Raw genomic sequence first — 5558 nt, forward strand, 5'->3', positions numbered from 1 at the left:
GACTCATCTCACACAATCAGTTCCAACTCCTGTGTGAGTCCACGCTCAAATCGGATAGCGCTTGGCCAGGCGTGCCAGCACGATTTGGGAAGAGTAGCTGAAAGCGGCGCTCCCCTGAGCGGACTCGGCAGCGTGTACCTCAGGGTGCGAGTGTGCTCCATGAAGGAGTTCAGCTTGGAGGGAGCCTGCTCTGGGCAAGCTGGGGGGCAGTGAAGATGACGCCCCAGCAGCCCCCTGCCGTGGACTCTCCACCTCTGTGCGGCCAGTCTTCCATGAGCGTGGCCCGTCAAACCCCGCGTGCTCCTCGGCATAAGGCTCATGGCGGTCATCCCCGCTGACGTCCTGGCTGGTCGGCCAGTGCGTCCTCATCCAATCCACCTGAGGAGGAACGCAGATGGAACACATCAGCCTCTCGGCTGAGCTGGGGGAAATTTGTTACGCCATCGAGGGCGCCCACTGGATCGCGGACAGCGTCGCCATGGGCGCGGTGCCCGACCCGGATCGGAAGCAAAGCGCGCCCGTCATCATCAGCGCCATCCTGCTGCTGGTGGAGAACAGGCTGCATCAGCTCGGCCGTGTGCTCCGGGGCGAGGAGAACCCGGCGCACCTGTTGACGCCGCACAACTCCACCTCCGGGAAGTACGCGGACAGGGAAGACGTGGTTCTGCGGGCCTGGGACTGGAGCGGAGCGGCGAGACAGTCTCCGTCCCAGAAGAAGGAGAACGAACAACCCCGTCCAGTAGCGGGAACGGAGCCCTCCCGTCCATTGGAGGAAAGCACTCCCGCGCAGCCCGGCACGCAAGGGGAGGAGTCGCCACCCACCGAAGAGCAAGGTTGACGGTCTGCTGCCCATATCGTGCCTGGAGTACCAGGGGAAGGGAGGTGAAGACGATGCTGGGCGCCATGAAGAAGCTGGCTGCCTCACCGCTCACCCGCCGGGTGGCAGCGGCCATCTTGAGCGGGATGGCCGAACACCTGCGGGACGTGATGCGGCATGGACGGTGAAGATGCCCGGAGGTGAAGCACGGTCCCCGCTGCACCTGCACCCACCGTGGTGTTCCCGGTCTCGTCCGGGTGGTGTGGCGGGGGCCGGGTTGTCGGACACCAGCTCCGGTGCAACTCCACCGCCGGAAGTCCCCGGTCACTTCTCCCGGTAGTCCTCAAGTTTTTAGGTGTCAGGGGCGCCCGTACCCCTCGTGCGCGAGGAAGAGGCACGGCTTACCCTGGGTCCCCCATGGGGAAGGCCAGGGCGTAGGCCAGCAACCGGGAGGGTGTGCAGCTCGCCAGCTGGCCCCCGAAAAAATCGAGCTCCACCCCATGCCCAGGGGTTCTCGATGAAGACCGGGGGCCTTGCAGATTGGACCCGAGACAAGGGAACCACTGTCCCCCTGGGGTGGGGGGGTTCACCCGATCTCGATAGCCCTAGCAATTGGCGAGGAAGGCGAAGGGGGCCGGGAAGGGCCAGCAGAACGAACCCGGGCCAGTTCACCAGGGCCGTTGCACCCGGGCTTCTACTTCACGAGGCGCAGCTTCACCCTCAACGCCTGCGTCTCGGACGTGTTCTCCGTCGTCGTGTTGGCCATCTCAGCGCGGAGCTGGTGGAAGATGCCGAGCTGCCGCTCCATGGTGGTCTCCAGGGTCCGGCGGTGACGCTCCAGTTTCTTCAAGTCCGCGTCTTCGAGCAGCAACACCTCGGCGGCGAGTCGTTCACGGACTGGCCCGAGGGCGGCTTCTTCTTCGGCCAGCTTCACGGCGAGGGCGCCCTTCACCACATTGGCCATGTTGCCCAGGTTCTCGTAGCTGGCCGCGTCGAGCTGTTCCGTCTCGCCGTTCTCCTGGGCCGCATCGAGCGCGAAGGCCAGGGGCTCCACTACGGCCATCGGCAGGCCCGGCACCTCTCGCAGCTCCCTCACCACCTGATCCACTCCGGAGAGAAAGGCGCTCGTCCTGTCGAAGTCCTTCGGCGGTGAGGGAATGGCTTCCACTGTCATGGCTAGGGCCCCCACCATTTCCAGCGCCCGGCGGGAGAGGGCCAGGGTCTTGCCCTCGTCCGTCTTCTCCACTTCCTCCTCCAGCCGGGCCAGCATCCTGCCGTTCTCCACCCGGCTCAACCTCTCCAGCTTCCAAGCCGTGTCCGCGAGCTGCGCGACGCTGGTGGCCTCGGGCATGGTGGTTGGAACCAACGCGGAGAACCACGAGTCCAGGAACGCCTCGTAGGCGGCTGGGTCTTCACCGGGAAGAAGAAGATGCGCGGCGGTGAAGCCGAAGCGGATGGCGTTGAGCGAGGAGGTGGCCTTGCCCTCGGCGCTCTTCGGGCCGTGGGACCTGGCGCCGTTGAGAACCGAGGCGGCAGCCTGGAATGCGGAGCGGACGGTGGGGTTCATACGAGGATTGTCCCGCCGGGCCAGCTCGCGTGGGAAGGGCGACTTCTTGGGCCGGGAAGAGGGGGAAGAAGACGAGGGACTTCTTCACGGTCTCGTCTTCTTCATCTTCACCAGCTCGCCGTCTTCTTCTTCACTCCGTCTTCTCCCGAGGGCTGATTCGAGGAAGACGCCGGTAGTCGCGCCAGCGGGAAAGGGCCAGATCCACCGAGGGCCGCTTCTTCATCTTCTCCACCACGCCCACGGGAATCTCCAGCTCGACCGCCACGGCCCCATTGGGCTGGGTGTGCATCCGGTGTTTCACCAGGGCCCGGACGAGCGCGGCCTCGGCGGAAGTGCATCCCCTTCTCTCCGCCCTCTTGCCCAGGCCCAGCTTGATGTCACTCCCCCGGCGCTGGGTGTTCACCCTTGGGATGGGCTGGCCGCTGTCGAGGTGATCCACTTCTTCCGCGAGACGGGGCAGGGCCGTCTTCAGCTTCTTCTCGGCCTCGCGGAACTCACCCTCTTCTTCCGGCGGACGCGGTGAAGACGAAGAGGAGGGGCGCGTGAGCTTCCCCCGCTTCAACAGCCGCACCAGCTCCGTGAAAGACGGCTCGCGCACCGGGCCGGGTGCATGGGGACGGTACAACCCGCCGTAGTCCTCCCTCTCCCGGGGCGAGAACTTCTGCCGCTCCAGCCGGTGACGTTCCGCATGGACGCGACGGTGAAGAACTTCGAGATTCGAGATCTGGGCGTTGAGCTTGTCGTGATCCCGATGATGGATGACGTGGCCCTGGTTGATGGGCCCGTGGTGCTGCATCCACACGAAGACGTGCAACGGGCAGATGGGCTTGTGCGTCTCCTGCTGGAACACCCACGGGTAATCCGGGTCATGCTCGGGCGCGAGCAGGAAGTAGAAACCGTGGGCCACGATCTGATGGACCATTCTCCAGTCCAGCTTCATGCCCTCGTAGGTGAAGGGCTTCACTCTTCTATGCGGTTTCACGGCAACACCAGCGGTAGGTGGATAGTACGGGGCTCGCGTAGCGCGTGAGGGAGGAAATGGGCCGCGCAGCGGCCAGTTTTCCCCTCTTGGATACACGCGCAGCGAGCCCCGTCTAAGTAGACGGAACTTCCATCGGCTTTCTCACGTGGAGACCGATGGAGAAACCTTCAGGGCGCGAAACTGGTCCAGACCCAACCCCCCCACCATCAGCGAGCTTGTCCACCTGTCCTTGGTGGCTTTCTCAGGGCCACCCCACTCACTCCGTCCAGCAAGCTCCCCCTGCCGACCAGGATTCGGCTGCGGCCGAAGACTCCAACGCATCCCCCTCAAGGGGGAGCCAGGGATGCGTCCTCCGTGGCGTGGAGGCTACGTTTTCCGTCCCTTCATCACGGGGAAGAGAAGCCCGGCATCGTTCACACTGATGCTCGCCTCAGAACTCCGTAACCCTCACGGGGGAGCACGGCCCGGCCTCTGACTTCGAGTGCCCCGAAACCCATTAACCAACTCGAGGTCGCACCAGCTCGGGGTTCACTCCGTCTCCCTCCGTTTCCGCGCCCATTGACCAACCGTTGGTCGCACCGGCGTTGCTCGGCTAAGGCGGAGGGTGACGGTTTCCGTCAGAGAACGATTTGAGGGTAACGCCACCCGCACGAGTGTGCAAAGCACGACGTGGTGGGGGCACCAACGCCGTGAAGCATTTCCGTCCCGTGGACAAGCAGGCGAGCTGCCTACCCGTGAGATCCCGGTCCTAGTGCCCTACCTTTCACTGATACGAGGGCGGTCACCATGGACGAGAGCGAGAAGAAGGACGGCTCGGCCACCTCCCAGGGTTCGGCGGCGGACAACCCGCCCGCCACGTCGCCTCCTGCTGGCGAGCAGCCCAGGCGCCGGGTGTTGCGAGGAGTGGCCTGTGCGCCACCTCCACCCCCTCCCCCGGAGTACCTCCGTCTTCCGCTTCCCGTGAGGCGGGGGCGTCCCGATGGATGGGTGTGCCGACGATGCACGGAGTGGTGGGACTGGCACCCATACCGGCCTCCGACAGAGCAGGAACTCGATATGCCCTGTGTTGAATGCCACAAGGCGATGGAGCCCGAGGAGCGCGCGGTGGAGGTGAACCGGCACCTGCTGGCGCGACTCAGCGCGGGCTCGGCCCTCCCGGTCTTGCCGGTTCCCGCTGTGCCTCCAGTCCCGGCCCGTCAACAGCGCAAGGCCAGCTCTGGGCTGTTGTCGAAGAAGGAGGCTGCCCGTCGCCTCGGGGTGGACCGGGCTACCACCCTGGCGCAGTTCATCACCTCGGGCCGCATCAAGACGGTGGACGTCAACGGGCACCAGCGCATCCCCGTCTCCGAGATCGAGCGCATCTTGAGCGAGGGTGTCCCCGCTACCGGGCCGCAGCCCTCCAGGTCGCGCCGTCCCCCGAGGACGGCCACGTCCAGGCCCTCGGAGTCGCCTGGGGCGGAGATCCGCAAGTTGAAGCTCCCCTCGCCCGGGAACCGCCGTTCCTCTCCGGACGGGGAGACCCGTTGACCACCCGTGGGGTGGGCCGTGGGCAAATTACGGGCAACTACACCGCCCATTTTCGACCGTTCCAACCCCGTCTCCAGAGGAGAGTTGGAAGGGCCTCTGGCCCTTTTGCGGACTGAAAATCCCCGTGTCGCTGGTTCGATTCCGGCTCTGGGCACAGAATCTCAAGAAATTTCAGGGCGTCAGGCTTCGGTCTGACGCCCTTTCTTTTTGTCCGCAGGGCTCACGGCGGAGCCGGGGCTGGAGGACGAGAGCCCGTCCTTGGCCACGGCGGTGGAGGAGCCCAAGGGAGTTCAGCCACCTGTTCTGTCGCAACAGGGGAAGGAGCAGTGCCAGTCCCGCCAGGGCCGCGCTGCTCCCAGCCACGCTTGAGCAACCCCCTCCGGACAGCCTCAACTGGCCAGGGCCGCTCGTCGAGAGTGTCTCCTGATTGTTTTCGGGGGCGATGTCGAATCCCCTGCCTGTAGTGGTGGCGCGGATATCAAACGTTCCGAGCGGCTGCGGTGGCAGGAACGCCTCCACCGCGACGACAGCACTGGCGCCAGCGGCAAGCGGAAGAAGGGGGCAGTTGATGGCGCTGCCCAAGGTGGAGCATGAGTGCTCAGCTCCCATGGGCTGTCCGGAAAGAAAGGGGGGCAGCTCGATGGCCACCGTCACGTCCTCCGCGG

5 protein-coding genes are annotated in these 5558 nt (G+C 65.3%); 3 read left to right on the plus strand and 2 right to left on the minus strand.

Translation table 11 applies throughout. The features are described from left to right. The first annotated feature begins 394 nt into the window (after window positions 1-394). Together VF697_RS42875 and VF697_RS42880 are read left to right on the plus strand one after the other, a co-directional pair. Window positions 395-838: a hypothetical protein gene (locus tag VF697_RS42875; protein WP_331104499.1), complete on the plus strand. Its 444-nt coding sequence runs from the start codon at window positions 395-397 to the stop codon at window positions 836-838. 44 nt (window positions 839-882) lie between these two features. Next, window positions 883-1005, plus strand: a complete 123-nt coding sequence (locus tag VF697_RS42880; RefSeq protein WP_331104501.1) for a hypothetical protein — start codon at window positions 883-885, stop codon at window positions 1003-1005. A 506-nt stretch (window positions 1006-1511) separates the two neighbouring features. Here VF697_RS42880 and VF697_RS42885 read toward each other — a convergent pair. Beyond that, entirely contained in the window at window positions 1512-2384 is an 873-nt protein-coding gene (locus VF697_RS42885; RefSeq protein WP_331104503.1) for a hypothetical protein, read from the minus strand. 130 nt (window positions 2385-2514) lie between these two features. Beyond that, entirely contained in the window at window positions 2515-3348 is an 834-nt protein-coding gene (locus VF697_RS42890; protein WP_331104505.1) for an HNH endonuclease signature motif containing protein, read from the minus strand. A 1074-nt stretch (window positions 3349-4422) separates the two neighbouring features. On the opposite strand from VF697_RS42890, the gene VF697_RS42895 reads away from it, so the two are divergent. Continuing rightward, the gene (locus VF697_RS42895; protein ID WP_331104507.1) at window positions 4423-4893 is read left to right on the plus strand and encodes a helix-turn-helix domain-containing protein; all 471 of its coding nucleotides are present in this window, start codon (window positions 4423-4425) and stop codon (window positions 4891-4893) included. The last annotated feature ends 665 nt before the right edge of the window (window positions 4894-5558 follow it).

The organism is Archangium sp., assembly GCF_036388035.1.
Taxonomy (GTDB): Bacteria; Myxococcota; Myxococcia; order Myxococcales; family Myxococcaceae; genus Archangium.

What these genes read in the sequence shown, in the direction of transcription:
- VF697_RS42875 (WP_331104499.1), top strand. Translation starts at nt 395, where the DNA reads ATGGAACACATCAGCCTCTCGGCTGAGCTGGGGGAAATTTGTTACGCC.
- VF697_RS42885 (WP_331104503.1), bottom strand. Translation starts at nt 2,384, where the DNA reads ATGAACCCCACCGTCCGCTCCGCATTCCAGGCTGCCGCCTCGGTTCTC.
- VF697_RS42895 (WP_331104507.1), top strand. Translation starts at nt 4,423, where the DNA reads ATGCCCTGTGTTGAATGCCACAAGGCGATGGAGCCCGAGGAGCGCGCG.